General features: G+C 60.1%; 22 protein-coding genes. 10 read left to right on the forward strand and 12 right to left on the reverse strand.

The genetic code is table 11. From position 1 onward, the window contains the following. Positions 1–231 precede the first annotated feature (231 nt). From RCH11_RS07930 to RCH11_RS07945, 4 genes are all read right to left on the reverse strand, one after another. Complete coding sequence (locus RCH11_RS07930; protein ID WP_327056449.1) at positions 232–1,716, reverse strand: anti-phage dCTP deaminase; 1,485 nt, start codon at positions 1,714–1,716, stop codon at positions 232–234. A gap of 242 nt (positions 1,717–1,958) precedes the next feature. Beyond that, positions 1,959–2,210: a hypothetical protein gene (locus tag RCH11_RS07935; RefSeq protein ID WP_327056450.1), complete on the reverse strand. Its 252-nt coding sequence runs from the start codon at positions 2,208–2,210 to the stop codon at positions 1,959–1,961. 52 nt (positions 2,211–2,262) lie between these two features. Beyond that, the gene (locus tag RCH11_RS07940; RefSeq protein WP_327056451.1) at positions 2,263–2,607 is read right to left on the reverse strand and encodes a hypothetical protein; all 345 of its coding nucleotides are present in this window, start codon (positions 2,605–2,607) and stop codon (positions 2,263–2,265) included. Positions 2,608–2,632: 25 nt separating this feature from the next. Further along, positions 2,633–3,274, reverse strand: a complete 642-nt coding sequence (locus tag RCH11_RS07945) for a LysR substrate-binding domain-containing protein (RefSeq protein ID WP_327056452.1) — start codon at positions 3,272–3,274, stop codon at positions 2,633–2,635. Positions 3,275–3,332: 58 nt separating this feature from the next. On the opposite strand from RCH11_RS07945, the gene RCH11_RS07950 reads away from it, so the two are divergent. Then, entirely contained in the window at positions 3,333–3,761 is a 429-nt protein-coding gene (locus tag RCH11_RS07950) for a DUF5997 family protein (RefSeq protein ID WP_327056453.1), read from the forward strand. Positions 3,762–4,205: 444 nt separating this feature from the next. On the opposite strand, the gene RCH11_RS07955 is transcribed toward RCH11_RS07950, so the two are convergent. Continuing rightward, positions 4,206–5,099 carry a L,D-transpeptidase gene (locus RCH11_RS07955; protein ID WP_327056454.1) on the reverse strand — a complete coding sequence of 298 codons (894 nt, stop codon included), beginning with the start codon at positions 5,097–5,099 and terminating at the stop codon, positions 4,206–4,208. A gap of 418 nt (positions 5,100–5,517) precedes the next feature. On the opposite strand from RCH11_RS07955, the gene RCH11_RS07960 reads away from it, so the two are divergent. Further along, a complete protein-coding gene (locus RCH11_RS07960) occupies positions 5,518–5,640 on the forward strand; it encodes a hypothetical protein (protein WP_327056455.1) in 123 nt (40 codons plus the stop codon). Positions 5,641–7,006: 1,366 nt separating this feature from the next. Here RCH11_RS07960 and RCH11_RS07965 read toward each other — a convergent pair. From RCH11_RS07965 to RCH11_RS07980, 4 genes are all read right to left on the reverse strand, one after another. After that, the gene (locus RCH11_RS07965; RefSeq protein ID WP_327056456.1) at positions 7,007–7,945 is read right to left on the reverse strand and encodes an ABC transporter permease; all 939 of its coding nucleotides are present in this window, start codon (positions 7,943–7,945) and stop codon (positions 7,007–7,009) included. A 98-nt stretch (positions 7,946–8,043) separates the two neighbouring features. Then, positions 8,044–8,853: an ATP-binding cassette domain-containing protein gene (locus RCH11_RS07970; protein ID WP_327056457.1), complete on the reverse strand. Its 810-nt coding sequence runs from the start codon at positions 8,851–8,853 to the stop codon at positions 8,044–8,046. An 83-nt stretch (positions 8,854–8,936) separates the two neighbouring features. Further along, on the reverse strand, positions 8,937–10,004 hold the full coding sequence (locus RCH11_RS07975) for an ABC transporter substrate-binding protein (protein WP_327056458.1): 1,068 nt from the start codon (positions 10,002–10,004) through the stop codon (positions 8,937–8,939). A gap of 42 nt (positions 10,005–10,046) precedes the next feature. Continuing rightward, a complete protein-coding gene (locus RCH11_RS07980; protein WP_327056459.1) occupies positions 10,047–10,805 on the reverse strand; it encodes a DeoR/GlpR family DNA-binding transcription regulator in 759 nt (252 codons plus the stop codon). Positions 10,806–10,954: 149 nt separating this feature from the next. Here RCH11_RS07980 and RCH11_RS07985 point away from each other — a divergent pair, with 149 nt between their 5' ends. The 5 genes from RCH11_RS07985 (at position 10,955) to RCH11_RS08005 (ending at position 17,105) form a co-directional block, all read left to right on the forward strand. Beyond that, positions 10,955–11,089 (forward strand): hypothetical protein, encoded by a 135-nt coding sequence (locus RCH11_RS07985; RefSeq protein ID WP_327056460.1) that lies wholly within the window; start codon positions 10,955–10,957, stop codon positions 11,087–11,089. Between the two features lie 184 nt (positions 11,090–11,273). Beyond that, entirely contained in the window at positions 11,274–12,836 is a 1,563-nt protein-coding gene (locus tag RCH11_RS07990; protein ID WP_327056461.1) for a fucose isomerase, read from the forward strand. Next, complete coding sequence (locus RCH11_RS07995; protein ID WP_327056462.1) at positions 12,836–13,615, forward strand: class II aldolase/adducin family protein; 780 nt, start codon at positions 12,836–12,838, stop codon at positions 13,613–13,615. The genes RCH11_RS07990 and RCH11_RS07995 overlap by 1 nt, the downstream gene beginning before the upstream one ends. A gap of 47 nt (positions 13,616–13,662) precedes the next feature. Continuing rightward, positions 13,663–15,693 carry a bifunctional aldolase/short-chain dehydrogenase gene (locus RCH11_RS08000; RefSeq protein WP_327056463.1) on the forward strand — a complete coding sequence of 677 codons (2,031 nt, stop codon included), beginning with the start codon at positions 13,663–13,665 and terminating at the stop codon, positions 15,691–15,693. Next, a complete protein-coding gene (locus RCH11_RS08005; protein ID WP_327056464.1) occupies positions 15,690–17,105 on the forward strand; it encodes a rhamnulokinase in 1,416 nt (471 codons plus the stop codon). The genes RCH11_RS08000 and RCH11_RS08005 overlap by 4 nt, the downstream gene beginning before the upstream one ends. Positions 17,106–17,704: 599 nt before the next feature. Here the strand turns inward: RCH11_RS08005 and RCH11_RS08010 are convergent. Next, positions 17,705–17,911, reverse strand: coding sequence for a hypothetical protein (locus RCH11_RS08010; RefSeq protein WP_327056465.1), 207 nt, complete (start codon positions 17,909–17,911; stop codon positions 17,705–17,707). Positions 17,912–18,141: 230 nt separating this feature from the next. On the opposite strand from RCH11_RS08010, the gene RCH11_RS08015 reads away from it, so the two are divergent. The 3 genes from RCH11_RS08015 (at position 18,142) to RCH11_RS08020 (ending at position 19,837) form a co-directional block, all read left to right on the forward strand. Next, on the forward strand, positions 18,142–18,969 hold the full coding sequence (locus RCH11_RS08015) for an aldo/keto reductase (protein ID WP_327056466.1): 828 nt from the start codon (positions 18,142–18,144) through the stop codon (positions 18,967–18,969). Beyond that, positions 18,887–19,060: an aldo/keto reductase gene (locus RCH11_RS18170; protein WP_442789020.1), complete on the forward strand. Its 174-nt coding sequence runs from the start codon at positions 18,887–18,889 to the stop codon at positions 19,058–19,060. The genes RCH11_RS08015 and RCH11_RS18170 overlap by 83 nt, the downstream gene beginning before the upstream one ends. A 531-nt stretch (positions 19,061–19,591) precedes the next feature. Beyond that, the gene (locus RCH11_RS08020) at positions 19,592–19,837 is read left to right on the forward strand and encodes a hypothetical protein (RefSeq protein ID WP_327056467.1); all 246 of its coding nucleotides are present in this window, start codon (positions 19,592–19,594) and stop codon (positions 19,835–19,837) included. On the opposite strand, the gene RCH11_RS08025 is transcribed toward RCH11_RS08020, so the two are convergent. After that, a complete protein-coding gene (locus RCH11_RS08025) occupies positions 19,773–20,720 on the reverse strand; it encodes an HAD family hydrolase (RefSeq protein ID WP_327056468.1) in 948 nt (315 codons plus the stop codon). The two genes, RCH11_RS08020 and RCH11_RS08025, sit on opposite strands and share 65 nt — an antisense overlap. 180 nt (positions 20,721–20,900) lie before the next feature. Beyond that, positions 20,901–22,247, reverse strand: a complete 1,347-nt coding sequence (locus RCH11_RS08030) for an alpha-L-fucosidase (protein WP_327056469.1) — start codon at positions 22,245–22,247, stop codon at positions 20,901–20,903. Positions 22,248–22,983 lie beyond the last annotated feature (736 nt).

Below are 22,983 nucleotides of genomic sequence, written 5' to 3' on the forward strand. Positions count from 1 at the left end.
GCAATAGATAAGGCAAGACACGCTCAAGTAGCACGCTCATTTGCTTTCAGCTAAGTGTTCCTTGTACCAAGAGCTCTTGGAGCCTTCATCAGCTCGGTCGAGCCTTTCGCGTGATGCGTCAAGAACTTCCCTGAACCATCCAAGATCGGTTATCTTGTCTACCATCTGCGGTTCTTCTTGTGAGTTCGATGACCCGTTCATTTCGTCTCTATTCCTTGGATTGTCGAATGTTTATTCGAACTTAGCTTCAGCTTCTGACAATGCGTAGGGAATCTGATCCTCTAGAAACTCGGCGTTTATTAACGGTTCCACGGCGGCAAGCGTCATCCGCATTTTTCCCTTCTGGATACCAACAAACGTTCCGTCAGGGTCTCGCCCACGATTCGTTGCCTCGAACATAGAGGGAAACATGTTCCAAGACGCACCAAGGTATGGCTCGGTCGCCACTCGTCCGTCCCTGCTGGGCCCAAAGACTATTGAGTCGCCGTACATCTCATAGGCAAGAGATTTCGGATACGGATCGACATACACGACTCGCGAAACACCTGCAGAGATAATTAGTCGCATACACATGTGGCATGGGAAAGCAGTCGTGTACAGCGTGGAGCCCTCCACGGACACCGTGCTTCGCGCAGCTTGCATCAGTGCGGCCATTTCTGCATGCACAATCCGCCCGAATTCAATCAGCGACATAATTCGCGACTGTTTAATTGAGGGCGGCGGCGAGTCAAAGATTAATTGCACCCTCTCCTCAGAACTGAGCTCGCTCATGTCGGTCGAGAGCAAAGATTCGCTGGCCAACGCGTCCATGAACTCCTTCACTGCCCGACGAGACTGTCGCTTGTTGAAGTCGTACCCCTTCTTGAAATCTCGCGCGTCTCCCGTATCCCCTGCGTCTCCGGGCCAATATTCTCCTCCGCCAGCTCGGGGCACCTCATTTGAGCCGGTCGCCAAAATATCGCCATTGCTTGTTGCAATGACTGCACCAACTTGGCGGCCTGGATCTGATGATCGAAGAGAAGACCCAAACGCGTGAAACATAGCGACTTCATCCCTGGTCGGGGTAAGAAAGGGCTCGCCAAACATCAATCCGACCAGGCGATCGACGTCTTCCTCCACGCCTGGCCCAAGGGTGATGAAGTAGTCCGCAGCCGAAAAAGCATCTCGCACATGCTGGCCAAACTTATTATTTGCGTCCGTTTCGTCGCGGTCGATAAGGGAGGCGACTTGCGCGGACACTTCGGGCGCTCGAGGACTTTCATCCTTGAGCTTGTTCCCAAGGTATTCCGCACGACTCTCTTTGCCGTCAAACACACTCACCAGCGAGAATCGCGTGCCGTACGTTTGGCGGAGTAAGGCGATCTCCTCCGGATGTTTCAAAGTTCGCAAGACAAAGGCATGTCGGCGATCTCGAGTGTTCTTCCCTCGAAGCGACAATATCTGTGCAACCGCAAGCGCTGCGACCACATCGCCGCTCTGATACTGCGAGCGGAGTTCATCTCCCTTGTCCATTCCGGCCTTGAAGTAACCAACTGAATCAACTTGAGTGCGATCGACGTTCAGCAGTCCGCTTAGCCTGATGACTTCATTGTCGTAACCGTGTACTGACAACGCCTGCTGCAGTCGGCCAATAACAGTGTCAAGGTCCGTGCCAATAGGCGCAACAAATCCGATAACGAGCTCGAAGTCATTGACGTGCGTGGGCGTAACTATCAAATCTCACCTCAATTCCAAGCAGCGGCACATATTGCTGAGCTTGCCTAACGATATCTAGTCGGCGCAAGAAACTCGCCGAGCCTCATCACCAATCTTAAGATCGTGGGCGACCAGCACGAGAACGCTATCGACCCAAACGGCCGGTGAGTCGGGAGGACTGCAGGGGCGCAACCACCAACCATTGCCCTCACGCGGGGGCCGGAGAGGTTTGCTGCTTTTCAGCCCTGAGCCCGATCCAAAACTTACTGTCGCTCAAGCACCGCATCCACAGTCCCCTTCGGCGCACCGACCCCTGCATCCCAGTCGATCGTACGAGCACACGTGCAGCTGAAATCGCGATCCTCGAGCGGCATCACGGAGATGCGAATAGAACTAAAGTTACGCATGACACGGCCAAAGCGCTCCGATGTTTCGCCGTTGACATTGCTTTTGGCTTGGACGGCGATCCTGCCCAACTGCGAGTGGCGTGCCCCCATGATCGGCGGAGCCTTCATCGCAACACCCTGTCCTAGCGACACAATCGAGCGCCAGCTCAGGGGGCTCCCGCTAACGTAACGCGTGCGGCAGCAGTGCCACGGCCACGAACGCGGCCGAGAGGATTCCCGTGATCACCACCGCGATGCCCAGCTTGGTGAGGCTGGGATTGCGCCAGGCGATGAGTGCCCCGGCGATCAGGGTGAGCGCGGCGACCAGCACGCTCGGATAGAACGTGAAGTAGCTGAGCACCGCGCCGGCGTCACCGATGAGGCCGATCTGCGGGTTCACCGTCGACAGGATCACCGCGAGCGCGGTGAACCCCAGGTCGGCCGCCGCGAGCAGGGCGAGCCCGAGCAGGACTGCTGTCGCGATTTTCGCGATCGGAATTCTGCGCCACACGGGGATTGCTGTCACCCCGCCATGTTAGCGACCGGCAGACTCAACGCCCGCGGGGCTTGCGGGGCCGCGCCCGTTGCGTCGTGCGGGTCTTCGGTGTGACGGCCTTGCGCGGCTTCTCGGTCTTGGGGGTCGGAACAGACCGCGAACTCGCCGCCGTGCGACCACGCACGATGCCGACGAATTCCTCGACCTGCGCCGTCGTTCGCTGCTCGAGCCAGGCGATCGCGATGGTCGTGACCGGGGCATCCGTCACCGGGCGCGCCACCACATCCTTACGCGCGTGGAGGCGCGCGATGGACTGCGGCAGCGTCACGATGCCACCGCCGGCGGCAACGAGCTCGACGGCGTCCTCCGCAGAGAGGGTGTCGGCCACCCGGTCCTCGCTCGAGAGATCGTGCAGGGTCACGCTCTCGAGGGCGGCGAGCGGATGCTCCTTCGGCAGGATCACCACCGCCACCTCGGCATAGAGGGGGATGATGCTGAGGCCCGTGCGATCCACCGGCAGCCGCACGAAACTCACGTCTGCGCGGCCGTCGTGCAGCGCAGAGACCTGGCTCGCGGCATCCGTCGCAACGAAGGCAAGCGGGATGCGGCGCTGGCGCTCCTCCCAGGCGCGAGTCCAGCGGGTGAGGGTGACACCCGGAGCAAAAGCGATGGTGAAGGCAGCAGGAACTGTGTCCACGGGCATCCCCCTCCACTCGCAGCGAAGCGCTGCGCGCGTCTCAGGCTACGCTGGGCGCATGACCCCGGCGAAATCTCCCCAGTCGTTGAAGCAAGCGCAAACCATGAAGCCCGCGACGGCGGCCCAGAAACTCGGGGTCTACCTCCCGGCCACCCCCGAATCGTTCCAAGCCGAGCCAGTCTCGCGGGTGCAACTGAACCAGATGATTGCCGACCCGCCCGAGTGGCTGGTGGAGCTGCGCAAGACCGGACCGCATCCGCGCCCGGTCGTCGCGCACAAGCTCGGAGTCTCGAACGCGGGACTCGCCCGAGGCGAAGTCACCGAACCGCTGACCACGGACGAGATCTCCGAGTTGCTGCAAAAGCCGCCCACCTGGCTCGTGCGCGAACGCTCCACGCACGCAGAAGTCAACGAGGAGAACGCCCGGGTGAAGGCACTCAAGGCCTATAAGCGATCTCAGCGCGGAGAAGGTTCCGCTCGCGTCTGAGGTCCTGCAGTGGCGCTCGTATCGCGGTCCTGATGAACATGGTTTTCCCGCGGACAGGACGCGAATCGTTCGGCTTCGCCGCCATCGGGGGCTTCGTGGCGGGAAACCTCCAAACAGTCTGGAAAGAGTTCTCCCTCAGGGTGCCCGTCCGCGCTGATGCGAGTTCCCTACGGCGGTAGCTGTCTGAACTGCCGGCGAGCGACATGCACCGCGGGCCGACGGGTCTGTGCCCAACGCGCCGCCCCCGGCGGCCACCTCGTCGGGTCGGGCCAGAAACTCCTGGGAGCTTCCCCCTGAAGACTCCCGGCGCCGAGGTCGGTGGCCTGAGGTGTCAGTGCAGAGCGCCGATGCGCGTTTTGCCGCGGACCGAAGTTATGGAGCGGAGCACCGTGATGTGGGCAAGAACACCGTCCCTGACGATCCGAACGAGCGATTTGCGTCAGCTCAGTTTGTGATGCTGACGAGCGTACCGAGAGGCAACTGATTGACTGCGGTGATGGCATTCTTGGGCAGGCGGATGCAGCCGTGAGAAACGGCCCCATTGCTATCGAAGAAGTAGTGCACACCGATGAGGCCACCGTCGTTGCCCCCGTAGGGTTCGTCGGCAGCAGCGGAGTGCAACGACGTGAGCTGGATGGGGTAAATCCGTTGCCCCTGCGCTGGGTCCAGATATCGAGCCTGAATGTACCCGGTGACTCCGGTGGGAGTGGGAGTCGTTGGCGTCCCCACGCCGACTGCGAATGACGCCGTCGTCGCACCCGATGCGTCGGCTATCGCCAGAGTCTGAGCTGTGATCGACACGACGACCCGCTGCGTCAAGGGGTGATCTTTCGTGAGGGAATCCACTCGAATCCATCCAGCGGTTTGCGCCGGGGCGTGCCCTGGCGCGGCCGATGGAAGCGATTTGCGGGCTGGAGTGAGAACGAGAGCCCATCCATCAGTGAAGGCAACGGGGACCACAACATTTTTTTGACCGAGGAAGTTAGCGGCGGCGAATCGCGCAACCGGAGTGACCTGGTCGGTTCCGTAGATTGCCGTGTCGACAGCGAGGGTGTACGCCTCCGTCACCTTTTCCGGGGCTGGGGTGTCCGCGTACTCGATCAGTCCCGGGATTACCGTGTCGTATTTCACTTCGGGAAGCGCTGCGACGCGCGCGAGGCTGAGATTCACGAACTGGTCGGCCACAACGGTCGGAATAGGGGAAGTCGCCGGGGCCGGCGCGTGGCTGGCCGCCACCGTCTGACCACCGGTGCCACTCGCGAGTGCGAGCGCTATGGCGACGCCCAATCCGAGAACGACGGCCCCTGTGGCCACGCCAACGCCAGTCTTCAACCGCATTAGACGATTCCCGTCTTGGGAAAGGCCAGGACAGTGCAGCGTTCGCGCGTGGTACTAACCGCTGACCCTCGGGAGTGTGACCGCCGCCTCGAGGGCCAGGGTCGTGAGCTCAGTCGAGCAAGTCACGACCGCACCACCACCGTTTGCAGATCGGTTGCACTGATCGATCGTGACCGCCAACTGAGCGGACTCGGTGGCGCCGGTTGCGACCGTGCAGGTCACGCGATTTTGAGCGCCTCCCCCATTCGCTGACCCGTTGCACTGGGTAACCGACGCGCTTGAGGTGGTTGCCGGGAAAGGGTCGCAGTTCAACGTCGACTGGGTGCCCCCTCCCGTGCCGGATCCGACGCACTGATTGATCGTGGCAGCCGTGGGTGACGTTCCGCCCGTGATGTTGTTGATCACCTGGACTTTACAAATGACGCTGGCTCCCGCGCCGTTTTCGGAATCGTTGCACTGGTTCACCGAGGTCGTGAGCGTGTTGTACGACGTCGTTGTCGGCCCGACACAGGAGCTCGGCACCGTGTTCGCCGGACCGTGACATTCCTTGATTGTCACGACGGAGCTCTCCACTCCGGTGGCTACGTTCAGATTGTTAGTAACGGTGACGTCGCACGTGAGCCCCAAACCTGGCGTGTTGTCGACGTTGTTGCACTGGGCGACTGGCTGGGCCGCGAACGCGGCGCCGCCCGCAGGTCCGAACGCTAACGCCAAAACTGCGACAAACACTGAGACGACCAGGATCGCAACCCGTCTGAGCGGCGTATGGACACGGTTAGCGCGCGCGGGCACCGGAACAATCGTCATGGCAGTCATAAGCTCCTCGATAAGTCATTAACGTAACACCTTAATTATTCACGCGAAGGTTTGACGGCGGTTTATTCCGACCCGCTGTGCGGGATAACCCTCATCGTGCCCTTCCAAACAGAGCATTAGAGCAATCTATAAACCGGCAAATTGTGGCGTTTATCGATCTGCCGCCGACCTGATTGCAGATCCCCCAGCGACCAGTTCAGCAGCTCTGAGGGCGGTCAAGTTGATCGCGGCCCGGTAGGAAAACCGCCGATGTCCACCGCCGAGTACTCGGAGTTTTCACTCCAAACGAGGGGCTCAGGGTGCGGACAGAATCTTGGGGCTCATCCGAGGAAATCGACACACGTTTCGTCGACGTACCCGCGCAGCTGAGTTTGCTCAACCGACAAAATCATCGTGGTGCTAAAGCACAGGTCCACGGGTTTTCGAGAACTCCGACGTTAGTGCGGATTTTTGCCGAGTTCCGGAAGCACAAATAGGCTTCTCATAGATATTATCTTGGCGGAACCGGTGGGATTTGAACCCTAAAAGCAACCCAGCGAGCATACGGTTAACAGTTAAAATCCCCGGAAAATCAGCTGTTTCGAATGAATAGGACTGTCTATGGTCTGCTTCGTTTGCCTACAAGTGTGGGCAAAGAGTGGGCAAGCAAGTTACCTCCATCGTTGTTCCGTGTTGTTCCGCGCGTAATGTACCCGAGGAGCTCGGGCTCGACGTTCGTGTCCACCGCAATGAATTGCACTCCGAGCCCGTGAAGCTTCTCGTTGAGAGCGCCTCTAATCCCGTTGTCAGTATTGACTTGTATGCCGAGGGGCTCAGCGTAAAGGACTTCGTGGTCGAGAACATTGGCGAATTGAGACTCCTCAAGCTCGCAGAGGGCCTTCGCCAGTCGTATTCCCCGAGCGGTGACATCAACTTTTGGATCATTCAGGGTGATTGCCCAATAGCACCTGGAGCTCGGTGGGCGCCGATTCATGTCCCGAGCGCGGAGGCCGAGACCGCGGTCGCTCAACCTTTTGCGACGCCGGCTGATACTGCGTCGACCGGATATCGCTCGACGGGGCAAACCGCCACCGCGACTATTTCCGAGCCGGCTACTTATCTCGAGATCGACGTCGAAGCTGATCGATGTAGACGGCGATGACGAGCACAACGCCAATCGCGACCTGTTGCCAGAATGGCGGCACTCCGGAGATGACGAAACCGTTCTGCAGAATCGTGGGAATGAAAACTCCGATTACGGTGCCGGCGATCGTCGCCCAACCTCCGAAGAGGCTAGTTCCGCCAAGCACCACCGCACTTATGGCTTGGAGATTGTCAGTACTGTGACCGGCGATGCTCGTAGTGGCAAACCTGGCCAAGTTCAAAAATCCGGCCAGGCCCGCCAACGTGCCAGCAAGCACATAGATCTTTATGAGGTGGCGATCGACTTGGATGCCCGCCCGTCGGGCACCTTCTTTGTTTGAGCCAATCGCGAGCGTGTATTGGCCGAATCGCGTCGAGCGCAGACTTATCGCTGCCCATACCGTGACCACCGCGGCGATAACGACGATCCACGGGATCGTCGAAAAAAGCTGCCCCAGCCCTATTCCGTTTGTCAACGTTTCCGGTATCCCACTGAGGTCCGCTCCATTAGTAACAACCTGTGCGAGGCCTAGCGAGACGCCCAGTGTGCCGAGGGTCGCGATCAAAGGAGGGATGTGAGCTTTTGCGACTAGAAGCCCGCTGATCGAGCCAAATATCGCTCCACAAGCCAATGATGTCGCTAATCCGACAGCGACGGCGCCCCACCCTTTACCTCCCATGGCAGACATAACTTCGGTAGAAATGACGCCGGAAAACACAAGCACACCGCCGACGGAGAGGTCGATACCGCTTGTAGCTATGACGAATGTCGCCCCGACGGCGACGATTAGCAGGAGGGCCGCTTCAGTGAAAACTTCTCGCAGGTTGTAGGCCCCCAGGAAGGCTCCTGGATTCATTGCGCCGAAGACAATGATCAGGATTGCCAAAGCCGCCAGGAGATAGAGCATCGACGCTTGGCGGACGCTGCGAAGTCGCGCTCTCCACCCGGCAGGTGCGTTTTCGCGCGAAGTGATATTCGCGGCTTCTTGAGTTTTCATTGTGTCGGTCATCGTTCCGCTTCCTCTTGCGTCAGTGCGCCCGTCATCGCTGCCACAAGGTCGTCAACCGTCACTTCAGCGGCAGAGAATCGTGCGGTTCGACGCCCGAGTCTGAGCACTTCGATCCGGTCTGCAACTTCGATCACTTGCGGCATATTGTGACTCACAAGAACTACTGCCACGCCGCTATCTCTGACCTTTCGGATTAGATCGAGCACCCGAGCGGTCTGAACTACCCCCAGCGCCGCTGTAGGTTCATCCATAAACACCACTCGGCGCGCCCACATCACGGCTCGACAGATCGCCACGCTTTGCCTCTGACCCCCGGACAGATTCGCCACGGGCGCGTTGACGTCTCGGAGATCAACACCTAAATCGGAGAGCGTTCGGACTGCCGAATCGCGCATGCCGCGCTTGTCAAGGAAACCCAGCTTGCCTAAAATTCCAGGTCGGGAAAGTTCTCGACCGAGAAATAGGTTCGATGCGGGGCCCAGGTCTGGAGCGAGCGCAAGATCCTGATACACAACTTCGATGCCTTGGCGTTGCGCGTCGGCGGGCTCAGCGAACGTTACTTCGACACCGTCGACAAGTAATGAACCTCGATCTGGCTGGATCGCTCCTGACAGCAGCTTCACGAGAGTGCTCTTACCCGCCCCGTTGTCACCGATGAGTGCGACAACTTCACCTGGAAGTACTTGAAAGTTAGCTCCGATTAGGGCCTCCACGTGCCCGAAAGTCTTCCCCAATGAACGAGCTTCAAGTAATGGCACAACCTGGCCTGGCGACGACTCAGTTTTTGCAACGAGACCGGTATCCAATCTGTCCTCCTCTCTTATCGTGGGGGTGGGGCGCAGCCAACTTGACGACAGCGCGCCCCACACCAGTGGCTTTGATTTTTTCCTCAGCAGGCCGTCTTGTAGATGAACTGGTTGATCGACGGATCGCTCATGTTGTCCTTTGTCAAATAAACGAATGGTGTGTTGACCACCGGTGTCGTCGACTGTCCATTCATCGATTTCACCATTTGCTGCATCGCAATTTTGCCCATCGACAGCGGCTCTTGGACGACTAGGCCAGTCACCAGCCCACTCTGAACGTCGGCCAAAATCGGGTCAGAGGTGTCGAACCCGATGATCCCCAGCTTTCCGGAAAGGCCAGCAGTTTTCACCGCGACAGCGACCCCTTCGACTTCCTGAGTGCTCACCGCAAACACTGCATTCAGTTCAGGATGCGCCGCAATGACCGCACTCAGTTTTGCTGTCGCGGTTGCAGGCGTGCTCCCGCTGAACTGTGTGGGGAGGAGAGTAATGCCAGCAGACTTCGCGATCTCCGCCTCGAATCCCTTTTGGCGGGCGTCCGTGGTTGAGATCCCGGGCGTTGCACCCATCACCATCACTGTGCCCTTTCCCCCGAGTTCTGCGACCACTTTTTGAGCCGCTAAAGCACCGCCGGCCCTATTGTCCGAGCTCACGAAAGACTGTGCGAGAGACGAGTCGGCGGCTGTCGAATCCACGAACACCACCTTGATGCTGGCCTGCTTAGCTTGGCTGAGCGGCGGCACCATCGCCACGCCGGCCATCGGGGAAATAATGATGCCGTCCGGATGCTTCGCGATAACTGCATTGAGGATAGGGGTTTGCGATTGCGGGCTGTAGTCAGCGCCCCCCTGGAAGGAGAAGGTGACCCCCTCTGCCTTCGCCTCTGCTTGAGCTCCGCAAGTCACAGAGGTGAAGAATGCGTTGCCGCTTATTCCCTGGACGTAGACCACCGACTTCGCGGTCTTCGCTGATGTCGCTGACGGCGACGAGGTCGCTGCGCAACCCGTAAGCGCCAGGGCCACGAGAGCAACCCCAGTCACCGATACAGCGAATGGACGGTAAAAGTTTCTTCTTACTGGATTGAACATGGCAATACCTCTCCGTTGAGTGTGATCCTGCGAATAGTAGCACGACATAACATTCTGTGGCATCGCCCAACGTGATCAATTCGTTGGTGTTGTCGTGCCGTCGCGTCAGTGGATCGCGGGGATGCGCTCTCGGTACATGTCGAGTCGCGGGTCGGCAGGGTTGAGTTCGGTCACCAGAACGTCGATGCTTGAGAGCGGCAGCGACCGGAATCGAGCTCGGGTAGCGAACTTGCTGGAATCGACCGCCAAGATGACCTTCTGTGCCGCTTCGACCATCGCTTGCTTGACTCCGACCTGCTCGAGGGTGAGCTCGCTGGTTCCGAAGACAGGGTCGATATTCATGGTCGAGAGAAAACACGCGTCGAGGGTGAACTGTTGAATGGACTGGACTGCGAGTGAACCTACGAGGCTGAGGTTGGTCTCTTCATGTTCCCCCCCGGTGAGGTAGGCCTTGATACCCGGCCTTTTGTATAGGGTCTGGAACGTGCTCAAGCCATTAGAGATAGCCGAGATTCCGGTCGTTGTCAGTGCCTGGGCGAAGGCGTAAACAGTGGTTGACGAGTCGAGGGCGATTGCCATGTTCGGTTCGACGAAAGCTAGCAACTTGGTGGAGATGGTCTGTTTCGCGGATGCATTCTGGTGCTGACGTTGCGAGAAATCATCCTGTCCAACCGTGACGACGCCACCACGCACTCGGCGGCCAATTCCGGCAAGCACAAAGGCATCGAAGTCACGTCGGATGGTCATGGGGTGGACTTTCCACTGGGCGGCAACGTCGATCAAGTGGAGGGAGCCGCGCCGTTGCAGTTCCTGGACGATCGCCTCACGACGCGCCTCAGCTTCCAGGGAACTGGCCACTGCCATCGAAATCCTCTCTCTGCCGACCCGGATTGACAAACGTTGTACTGCGGCAATGCTTCATGTTACCTTTCATAAAAAGTGATACTAAATGTTATATTCAACAAGCAACAACATCAAAGGTATGAATCTGACCATGAGGACGTGAACCGCACGTGACTACCGTTACTGACCACCTCATCGCCCGCTCGAATCTCCTCGGTGCCGACCTGCGCAACGCCAAGTACGCCCGGGGGAACACGGCAGCGAGGACCATCGAGACCAACACGCGCGCAAATGTATCCAGCTAGCGGTGTCGAGTTGCCGAAGTTTGTCATGGGGGCACCTAACCAGCCCACTGACGGTCAGATTCACTTTTAATTTTTCAGGAAAGACGTCACGAAGGAGTCCCTATTGCCTGTGTATCTGATGCCCACTTTCGATGTGCCGACTACGGTGCCGCCACGCACGGCGTATCTAGTAGCGAGTGGGGACTTGCGCCACGCCGCCGATATTGCCGGCTGGGCGACCCAAGTTGAAACGGAGCGGGCGATCTCCGATGCGCTCGGTGAACTGGGATGGTCGGTGGTCAGGGGTCATGAGTTCGACCCGAAGGTCGGGCACGGTTTCATTTCCAGCCAGCGAATGGGGTTGGAAGTCTTCAAGCACATTCCTGCCGATGCTCCGCTGATTGTCGCCGAATCGATTTGGCAGTACAGCCACCACGTACTGGCGGGCCTACGAACCCATCGTGGCCCGATCCTCACTGCCGCCAACTTCGCGGGTGACCGCCCTGGACTGGTGGGCATGCTCAATCTCAATGCGTGCCTCACCAAGATGGGGAAGCGGTACTCGAGCGTCTGGAGCGTCGACTTCACAGACCAGTGGGCACGCGATTCGATCGCCAGCTGGGTCGCCACTGGTGAAATCCAACAGGACTCCTCGCACGTCCGAGATCTGGAACTCACCCGGGATTCGGCGGAACGATCTCTGGGTGAAGCCATTGCGCGCCAACTACAAACCGACAAAGCGATTATTGGCGTGTTTGACGAGGGTTGTATGGGCATGTACAACGCCATCATCGAGGACGAGTTGCTGAATCCGCTCGGCATCTACAAGGAGAGGCTCTCTCAGAGCGCTTTGTACGCCGAAATGAGAAACATCAAGGACGAAGAAGCTGACGCGGTGCACAAATGGCTCCTCGAGCGAGGGATGACTTTCAAGCTGGGCGCTGATGAACGTACAGAGTTGACAGAATCGCAGTTGCGCGAGCAGTACAAGATGTACGTCGCAGCGTTGCGGATCAGCGATGACTTCGGTCTCGATGCCGTTGGAATCCAGTACCAACAGGGGCTCAGAGACTTAGTGCCGGCCTCTGATCTGGCAGAGGGACTGCTGAACAACGTCGACCGCCCTCCGGTGACCAGCCGCGACGGAACGCGGGTGCTGCGCCCCGGTCAAGCGCTGCCTCATTTCAATGAGGTGGATGAAGGGGTCGCCGTTGATGCGCTGATTACCAACCGCGTGTGGACGGCAATGCATCTCGACCCGGCGACCACGCTGCATGACATCCGATGGGGGCGGCAATACGGAGATGACTTCGTCTGGGTGTTCGAGATTTCTGGATCAGTCCCGCCATCTCACTTCGCGAACGGGTACGCAGACGCTGAGAGCTGGCGACAAGGCCCGGAGTACTTCCCCGCCGGCGGGGGAACCATCCGAGGCGTCTCGAAAGCGGGAGAGATTGTGTGGTCTCGGCTATTCATCGAAGGTGGTCAGCTCCACTTCGACATCGGCCGCGGACGCGCAATCGACCTGCCGCAGCAGGAAACGGAACTTCGTTGGGCCGCCACCAATCCGGAATGGCCAATCATGCATGCGGTGTTGGATGGAGTCACTCGTGACCAGCTCATGGGCCGGCACAAAGCAAATCACGTGCAGGTTGTCTACGCGCCTGACGCCCACACGGCCGACAAAGCACTCCTTGTAAAGGCAGCGGCATTCGCTGCACTTGGCGTGAGTGTGCACTTGTGTGGCGACGTGGGTGAAGTTTTCTAATGACGGAAGACCACCTTGGCTATGGAAGCCACCTCACAGCGCTGGTGCAGCTATCCAGAGAGGTGGGGCGCCCGGAGCGCGATCTCGTGATCCTGGCGGAGGGTAACACCTCATTGAAGAGCGCTCCGGATCGCATGCTTGTCAAAGCCACGGGCGCCTCCCTCGCCGACGCGCAACCCAGCGACTTCGTCGAAGTAGACCTCACACAGTACCGAGCACTCCTTGATGGAAACGAAATTGACGACGCCCCTCTCGCGGACGCGCTTCTTGCCGCGGTGACCCGAGGCAAGAAGCGTCCTTCCGTTGAGTCGCTACTCCACGCAGTGTGCCTTGAAGTCGATGGCGTCACTGCGGTCGTTCACTCTCATCCGACCTCGGTCAACGCATTGTTGTGCTCAACGACGCCTGAACTGTTAACGAGGGGAAGTCTGTTCCCAGACCAAGTCGTGGTGATCGGTCGCCACCCGATGTTGATCCCCTACATTGATCCGGGCCTTCCCCTTGCCCAATACGTTCGTACCGAGCTCGCTCGACACATTCATCAACACGGCGAGGCACCTCGAACAATCTTCCTGTCAAATCACGGAATGTTTGCGCTCGGAGCGACGCCGCTTGACGCTCTCCAGATTACGGAAATGGCAGTCAAATCGGCTCGTATCATATTGGGATCTGTCGCGGTCGGGGGACCGCGATTCCTCGAGGAAGAACAAGCGGAGCGCATCGACACTCGACCCGACGAATTACTTCGGCGTCGCGTCCTCCTAGGCAATAATCACTGACGCCCTGTCCAGTTTCTGTCCGTCCAGCCCCACCATCAGAAGGAACCATGAGCACGGCATCCGACCTTGTTTCGCGCAGCAACCGCCTCGGCGCTGACCCGAGGAACACGAACTACGCGGGCGGCAACACTTCCGCGAAGGGCACCGCGACCGACCCGGTCACGGGTAAGGCGGTCGAGTTGCTCTGGGTCAAAGGATCCGGTGGGGACCTCGGCACCCTGACCGAGGCAGGTCTGGCGGTGCTGCGCCTTGACCGGATGCGCGCCCTTGTCGGTGTCTACCCAGGCGTCGAGCGTGAGGACGAGATGGTTGGGGCCTTCGACTTCTGCCTGTTCGGCAAGGGTGGGGCCGCCCCATCGATCGATACCGCCATGCACGGACTCGTCAACGCGAAGCACGTCGACCACCTGCATCCTGATTCGGGTATCGCCTTCGCCACCGCGAAGGACGGCGAGAAGCTCACGAAGAAGGCCTTCGGTGGCCAGGTCGTCTGGGTACCGTGGAGTCGCCCGGGCTTCCAACTCGGACTGGAGATCGCGGCCATCAAGGAGGCCAACCCTCAGGCGATCGGCTGCATCCTCGGCGGTCACGGCATCACCGCGTGGGGAAACACGTCGAAGGAGTCGGAGGCGAACAGTCTCTGGATCATCGAGACGGCCGAGGCCTACCTCGCCGCGCATGGCAAGAAGGCGCCGTTCGGCCGGCTCATCGCGAAGAACGCAGCGCTGCCCGCCGAGAAGCGTCGCGCCAAGGCGGCTGCGCTCGCCCCGACCATCCGCGGGCTCGCCTCGCACGACAAGCCGATGGTCGGCCACTTCACCGATTCGGATGTCGTGCTCGACTTTCTGGCATCCGCGAACGCCCCGAAACTGGCGGCACTGGGGACCAGCTGCCCCGACCACTTCCTGCGAACGAAGGTCAAGCCGATGCTGCTGGATCTGCCGGCGAACGCCTCGGTCGAGGCATCCATCGCCCGCCTGGAGGAGCTGCACGAGGAGTACCGCGCCGACTACACCGCCTATTACGAGCTCTACGCCACGGCAGACAGCCCGGCGATCCGCGGCGCCGACCCGCTCATCGTGCTGGTGCCCGGCGTCGGCATGTTCAGCTTCGGTGCGAATAAGCAGACCGCGCGGGTCGCGGGCGAGTTCTACGTCAACGCGATCAACGTGATGCGCGGGGCCGAGTCGATCTCGACGTATGACCCGATCCCCGAGAGCGAGAAGTTCCGGATCGAGTACTGGGCTTTGGAAGAGGCCAAGCTGCAGCGGATGCCGAAGCCGAAGTCCCACGCCACACGCGTCGCGCTGGTGACCGGGGCGGCATCCGGGATCGGCAAGGCGATCGCCACCCGGCTCGCGGCCGACGGGGCATGTGTGATCATCGCTGACCTCGATCTCATGAAGGCGCAGGCGGCAGCAGCCGAGATCGGCAACTCCGACGTGGCGATCGGTGTGGCCGTGAACGTCACCGACGCCGACGCCATCGCTCGTGGTGTGCAGGATGCCGTGCTCGCCTTCGGCGGCATCGACATCGTCGTCAACAACGCGGGCGTCTCACTCAGCAAGCCGCTGCTCGAAACCACCGAGCAGGACTGGGACGTCCAACACGACATCATGGCCAAGGGGTCGTTCCTGGTCTCGAAAGCCACCGTGCCAGTGCTCATCGAGCAGGGCATGGGCGGAGACTTGATCTACATCGTCTCGAAGAACTCGGTGTTCGCCGGCCCGAACAACATCGCGTACTCGGCGACGAAAGCCGACCAAGCCCACCAGGTTCGCCTGCTGGCCGTCGAGCTCGGCGAGCACGGCATCAAGGTCAACGGGATCAACCCTGACGGTGTGGTGCGCGGCTCAGGCATCTTCGCCAGCGGCTGGGGCACAAACCGGGCAAAGACCTATGGCATCGAGGAGGTCGACCTTGGCAAGTTCTATGCCCAGCGCACCATCCTCAAGCGCGAGGTACTTCCCGAGAATGTGGCGAACGCCGTCTCGGTTCTGACCGGCCCCGACCTATCGCACACCACCGGCCTGCATATCCCAGTCGACGCCGGCGTCGCCGCCGCGTTCCTGCGATGACCGCTGTCATCGCCGTGGACCTGGGCGCGACTAGTGGCCGCGTCATCCTCGGGTACGTCGATGGCAAGGGTCTGCGTTTAGAACATGTCGCTCGTTTCCCCAATATTCCCGTAGCAACTGCCGATGGCTTGCATTGGAACACCCTTGAATTGTTCAGTTCAGTGCAGAAAGGCCTGGTTGCGGCGACGACTATGGAGCCGGAAGCAATCAGCGTAGGAGTCGACAGTTGGGGCGTGGACTATGGGCTTCTGCGCGGGGGCAGGCTTCTCGGAATCCCCCATCACTACCGAGACGACAGAACCATACGCGCGGTGAACCGCGTGCACGCAAAGGTCACGGAGGAGGCGCTGTATCGCCGCAACGGAATCCAGAACCTTCCTATCAACACGATCTTTCAACTCCAGGCTGACGCCGACAACGGGTGGTTAGAGCTGGCAGATTCGTTTCTGATGACCCCGGATCTTTTCAACTTTTGGCTGTCCGGGAGTCAAGTCGGCGAGAGGACGATTGCGTCAACGACTGGTCTTCTCGACCCGTTTCGCGGCGAATGGGATCTGCCGCTGATCAAGACAATGGGGTTTTCGGAGCGTCTATTCCCCGAGTTGGTGCCGGTCGGAACCGCTCTTGGCCCCGTTCTGCCGACGCTGGGAAGCAAATACGGTCCCGTCGTGACCACGATTGGATCTCACGACACGGCGTCGGCCGTCGTCGCGATTCCATCGACTTCCGATGATTTTGTCTACATCTCCTGCGGCACTTGGGCGCTGGTTGGAGTTGAGACCCGATCCCCCATCGTGACTGCCGCTAGTCAGATCGCAGGATTCACAAATGAAGGTGGGGTCGATTTTCGCAATCGATTCCAGCAGAACATCGTCGGCCTCTGGCTCCTCAGCGAATCGCTTCGAAAGTGGAAGGCGGAAGGATCCTCCGCCGAGTTGGCCGAGCTCCTCGGCGCCGCGAGTGGGATTCGAGGCCGGGTCGGTGTCTTCGATGTCCGTGACGCCCGGTTTCTTGCACCGGGCGACATGCCCAGCCGTATTGCCGATTGGTGCGAAGAACACGGCGAGCCGGTCCCTAGGACCGCCGCCGAGTTTGTCAGGAGCATCATCGAAAGCCTTGCGGCGGCGTTCGCAGTCGTCTCCCGCGAAGCCGCCGAGCTTTCCGGTGTGGCCTGCACCGCCATCCATATTGTGGGTGGGGGCTCCCAGAACAAGCTGCTCTGCCAGAGGACCGCCGACCTCAGCGGACTACCCGTCATCGCAGGGCCGGTTGAAGCCACCGCGACCGGCAACATCCTGATCCAAGCCCGCGCACACGGCGTGGTGAGCGGCACGCTTGAAGGATTGCGGTCCATCGTCTCCGCAGCAGTTCAGCCCCGAATGTATCGACCCGTCAGAGCGGCTTTAGCGTGACGGGTCCAAGTCGGGTGCGAACATCGAGGGACCAGCCGCCTGAGTGCCCCGCGAATGAAGCTGTCCGCGATGGGAAGCGGTCCTCCTGCTCGATTTCAACGTGATGCGCCTCTCCAGTTCGAGGTCGTCTCCCGCAAATCCGCACAATCGAAAGTGAATCGCATTAGGTTCCGTTCGGGACTGCTGTCGGATTTTCGACCTTCCCGGTCAAGCGCTGGCAGAAGATCTGGTCCACAAACCCGCCAGTTGTCTCAAGCCTTCGCCTTGGTGTCTTTGATGTCCAGCACGGGGGTGCTGTGACGTGCGGGGCGTGTGCTGGACGTGGTTATCTTCGGTCTGTCCATGACAGGGCGTTGGTCACGGAAAATAAATTTGTCGGCTTGGCTTCCCACGATCCGAATCGCGTCAGGGGTGCCGAGGTAGACCACTCTCGTGACCCCGCTGTTAGTCATGCGCGCCGCATGGCTGTTGCAAATCGCCTTGTAACGTCCCGGCGACTTCGGAGTCAGTTCGACCTCGACCAGTTCGACGATGTCACCCCGAATGGCGACGCCGTCGACCTGATGGTCTTGAAGGCTTGCCGGCCGGCGGTCGCAGAACTAGGTGTAGCCGCGGGCCAGGTAGCGGGCTGACACAGCAGCGACCGCGATCTCGTGGAGGGTGGTCTGCCGGTAAAGATTTGGTGCCACTAGGCCGATGCCCTGATGTGTTGCCCAGATGATCGAACGGTCGTTGAATGCGGGCTGGGCCCGCTGCAGCAGCTCCTCGGTGACGAGTCTTGCGATCCACTGGTTGCCTCGCCGCACCCCCCACCGGTTAGTTGGCGTGCCCGTCGGGCAGAGCCGCAAGAGCCCAACGCGCCGCCTCTTGGTCGGCCATGCGAACAACGCTCAGCCAGTCCAGCATCGCCTCGTCACGCTTCGTCAATTGCACCATCTGATCGGTCGTATTCGTCCCTGACAGAAGGGAAGAGGGCTGCAGCACGGGCCTGGTTCCCCCTAACAAATGTGGAGGATGTCATAAACGGGGTCTCGCGATGAGCGTGACACTCGTGACGAGAGATCCCTTTCCCGGCGGATCGTTCCCGTCGGCTGGCCGACCGACATCCCGCGTGGGCTACGGCATGGGCCAAGTCACCCGTCATGCCGGTAACTCTGAAGCGCAAGCCAAGGCCGTCGAGCTCCTTCACGTAGCATTCGACCTCGGGATCACTCACTTCGATACCGCACAATTCTACGGCAGCGGGCTCGCCAACGAGCTGCTTCGCGCGAGCTTCGGAAACCGTCGTAACGATATCCTCATCGCCACAAAAGCGGAAGCGAAACCGGTGCCGGGCGCACCGATCCCGCTGGAAGCGGCGCAGAAGCCGTTCGAACTGCGTGCTGCAGTGGAAGCGAATCTCCGCACCCTTGGCACTAACTGGATCGATGTCGTCAACCTGCGGCGAATGGACTTCACCCCTGGGTTGCTCGCCGGCGGCGAACAGGTCGTCCCGTTCGAGGACCAGCTCGCCGAGATGGCGGCTCTGCGCGACGAGGAAAAGATCCTCGGCATCGGGCTCAGCCACGTCACCGTCGAGCAGCTGCGCACCGCAATGCCTGTCGGCATCAGCTGCGTCCAAAACATCTACTACATGGTCGACCGTTCCCAAGAGCCGCTGCTCAAGCTCTGCGTCAAGAACGACATCGCGTGGATTCCGTACTCCCCCTCGGTGGTGGCTTGGCACACTCCCCAAGGTCATCGACCAGGACCGTGTCCAGGTCGTCGCTTTCCGTCTCGGAGTGACGGCATCGCAGGTCGGCCTGGCATGGCAGCACACGCATTCGCCAAACACGATGCTGATCCCGGGAACGAGCAGCATTGAGCATCTGAATGAGAACACCGCAGCGGGCAAGATTCGACTCGACAAAACGGCGATGTCTGCCCTCGATACAGCTGCGGCCGACCACATCTGAGGGCAGGCTGTCTGAATTCGCGACGGAGTCTGAGCAAGCGGGTACGCATCGGTGCCGATAAAGGTGATGTTGCCGCCGAAGATGAGTCGGTCGACGATAACGGCGAACAGTCTCCGATCGGTGAATATCTTCATCCACCGGAAAAGGACTCGTTCGAACCGATCCTGGTCTGCCCCACAGTTTGATTCCTCGCAGCAATCTGAGGATCGGGGTTCTGCCGAGAAGCGGTCGATCATTAGTCCAACCTCGACGGACATGGTGACGGCGAGCGGATGGTGAATCACAACTTGGATCTTTGGAAAGGTTCATCCTTGCGTCCGCGGTCAACTCTTGCGAGAAACAAGCGGTCTCTAAATCCCGGGCTTGAGCGAAGGGGTGCCTCTGGCTGCATGTGTTGTCGCGAGATCGGATTCGGACCCGAGGCCGCACACTGATGAGCGTCCAGCCTCCACACCGAATCCTTTCGGTATTCTCGCCTCAGCGCGGACAGGCCCTGGATCCGCTGAATCGCACGCAATTGGAGTGACAGACATGACCGACTATCCCTTTGATGGGGCGACAGACATCGATCGCGCGATTGGATACCTTGTTGGCCTCGACGACACGCAGACGAACGCACTAGCGGTCCTTGAGATCGATGACGCCATCACCGAACTGCAGGGCGAATACGAGAAGTGCACCGCCGACGTCACGTACCGGCCAGACGATGACTTCATTGCGCGGTTGTCCGGATACCTTGCAATGGCCGACGACCAGGGGAACCCGAAGCTCGCCTGACTCGCACCAGGCCCCTCGCCGAGACTGACTTTGTTCGTCTAGCGACTTGGAGGCGTTGCCCCAGGTCGAACCTTCTGCGGGACGGCGTGCAGCTGCTTTCGGAGTTCATTGTTGACTGTGGTGACGGGGTCCAGGTTGCGTTGGAGACGGCGTACGACTCGTCGGCAATTCTGAACATGGGCAGGTCGTTGTTGTTGTCGCCGAACACCACAAGTCGATTAGCACCGAGCTGTTTCATCACTCGTTCGATTGCTTTCGCCTTCGTTCCCTCTTCATGGTGAAATTCGAGCCAGTCCAGCCCGGGAGTATTAGAGTCCTCGCTGAGAAAATGCGCGGCGTTGGCAAGCGCAGGTAACAGTGCATGACGCACGTTAACGAGTGCCAGATTTTCGCCAATGATCGCGATATAAAACACTGCGGCCGAATTCAGCGGATCGTTTACCGTGATCGGGCGAAGCCGCGGGTCGTTCGCACGCGCGGCGAGAAATGCCGTCACCCCGGCGGTCATCCGGGTTGGCCGCCACCGTAGCCACTCGTGTCCGTCCTCAAATGTATGCAGGATAGGTTCGGCGGTCGGATGAGAGGTGCCCTGTTGAAGCGATAACTCGACGGCTGCCTGATCCAAGAGCCGCAGGTCGAGATGCTCTCCGCTTTGTGGTTGCACCGTCAGCGTTCCGCCGTAGGTGATGACAGGCAAATTCAACCGAAGAGCGGTAGTCACTCTTCGCGAACTCAGGTGGGAGCGCGCGGTCGCGTAGGTGAAAAGTGCGCCAGCTTCGAGCGCCGCATTCAGCATCGTGACCGAAGCCTCGCTGACAGAGCTGGCGGACGTGAGCAGCGTGCGATCAAGATCGGTGACGTAGAGAGTTCGCGAGCGAGTCAATCAAACAGTCAACAGTCCCCATTATCTAGATGAATGACGACCTCGCGGGTTGTGGCACCTCCCCTGATCGGTCGCAAAGCCCGTTGGAACACCTTCGGGCTTTTGCCTAGGTGAACGGCAGCGGTGGTGGCCGAGCCCGGCCGCCACCGCATTCGTCCTCGATTGTTCGAGAGCCGATCGTTAGGCCCGCGGGAAGTGGACTACGGCCGGACCGACCCGGTCGGCTGACAGCTTCACCCGAAGCTGGCCGCTATCGTGCGTCAGCTGCGCGCCGCCGCCGACGACGGACGCATCGGAAACACGAACACTGTCGTCCCTGACGCTCAGGCCGACTACCCCATCGCCGGTGAGGTCATCGACGAACGCGACGATCTCGTGACCGCGGTCCACCCACCGAACCCACGGCTCATCCTGCGCCGATGCGATTTCCGAGTTCAACGGCTCCGCCCCCGCCAGGAACGGCTTGGCGTGCGCCATCCATTTGCCCATGTCCACAAGCGACCGGCGCTGCACGTCAGGGATAGTGCCGTCGGCCTTGGGCCCGACATTGAGGAGGAGTCGACCCCCGCGGGAAACGATGTCGGCAAGGAGCCTGGCGATTTCTTTCCCTGTGAGGGTGAGTTCGGGGCCCTCGAGCTGGTTGTAGCCGAACGAGAACCCAAGGCCGCGGCAGTTTTCCCATTCTTCGTCGCCTTCCGCGTCCTTGTTGGCTTCGTACTCGCTCGTACCGTAGTCCTTGTGGGTGTCGCCCCACCGGTCGTTCACCACTCCCTCCGGCACCGCGGCGTAGTACTTTTCGAAGAGCGTCCCCAGGCCGGACGGTCCAAAATTCTTTCCTTCATCTGGCCAATTGATGTCGTTCCACAGCAAGTCGGGCTTGAATCGCTCGATCAGGTCGAGCACATGGTTGTAGGCGTACTCGGCGTACTTCGCATCCTTTGGACGGCTCGTGTCGCGCAAGCTCTCGCCGCTCTGATGAGGCGAGAACTCCCGCACGTGCCAGTCAAGACCGCCCGAGTAATACAGGCCCAGATGCAGGCCTTCGCCCCGCACCGCTCCGGCTATTTTGGCAATCAGGTCCCGGTGCGGTCCGCGGTGAGCGGTGTTGCGCTCACCTGTGCCGGGACCATCCCACAGGGTGATGCCGTCATGATGCTTCGTGGTCGGCACGACATAGTCCGCGCCGGTGGCCTTGAACAGCGCTGCCCAGTCCTGCGGATCGAAATTCTCCGCCTTCCACTGGTCGAGCAGTTCGTCATACTCGACGCCACCGAAGACCTCCTGGTGGTGCGCTTGGGCGGGGCTCCCCTCGATCCGAATGGTGTTCATGTACCACTCGGCGTAGGGATTATGGGCGAACCATTCTCCGTCTGCAATCGTTCCTAGGGCTCCGATCGGCTCAGCCCAGGCCGGAACGGAGTACGCCCCCCAGTGGATGAAGATTCCGAACGGTGAGTTCTTAAACCACTCGGGCATCGGCCGCAAGAGGCGCGCCCAATCCGGATTGACTTGATTTTCAACTGACATGCGACTCCGTTGGTTGAAGGCGGTTTGGGGAAGTGTGTTCTTGGTCGTACGGGGAATCTGCTCAGCCGAAGCGGAGCACGAGCATTGCGTGCCCGGTGAGGACGGTCACCTGCGCACGCACGTATCCGTCTTGCCAGGTAAAATTCAGCATCTCTCAGGTTGGCTCGAGCGAGGCCGACGAGGGCATGCTGTCCGAACGGACCGACACCGGGACATCCACGAGCGGGAACGGGTCCTCGGTAAGGTCCAGCCCGCCGACGATCTGTGTCCCATGTTGTCTTCAGCGACACGGGTCGACATGAAGCTGATGAGGTGAACCGCCAGCGTGTCCGCCTTGCGCACGATCGTGGATTCGAGACACCCGGGCCCGCCCCCGCCGAAAGCGCGGCGCGCGGCATCAGGCGCTCAGGGCAGCCACGGATGAGTTCACGGTAGGCGGGAGCCCCATGGTTCCCCATAGCCTGGAAGAGCAGAACCGCCGCAGTGATCGTCTTGCCGTTCTGGACGATCTTCTCCCATTCCGACCCCACGTTGCTGGTGAGCGTGTAGTTGTGCCCGCTGAATCGATCCCACTCGCTCTCGAAATGGAGTTCCACAATCAAGGCGAGTACTTCCGCCCCACCAACTGGTTTCAGCCGAAGCGAGCGGTCATACATGAATTGATCGAAGCTGCTGACTCCTCCGAGTGGCGTTCCCGGGCGGGTGAAGGTGTTGCTGAGCGGCGAGGGAACGACGT

Source organism: Glaciihabitans sp. GrIS 2.15, from assembly GCF_035984695.1.
In the GTDB taxonomy this organism is placed as follows: domain Bacteria; phylum Actinomycetota; class Actinomycetes; order Actinomycetales; family Microbacteriaceae; genus Lacisediminihabitans.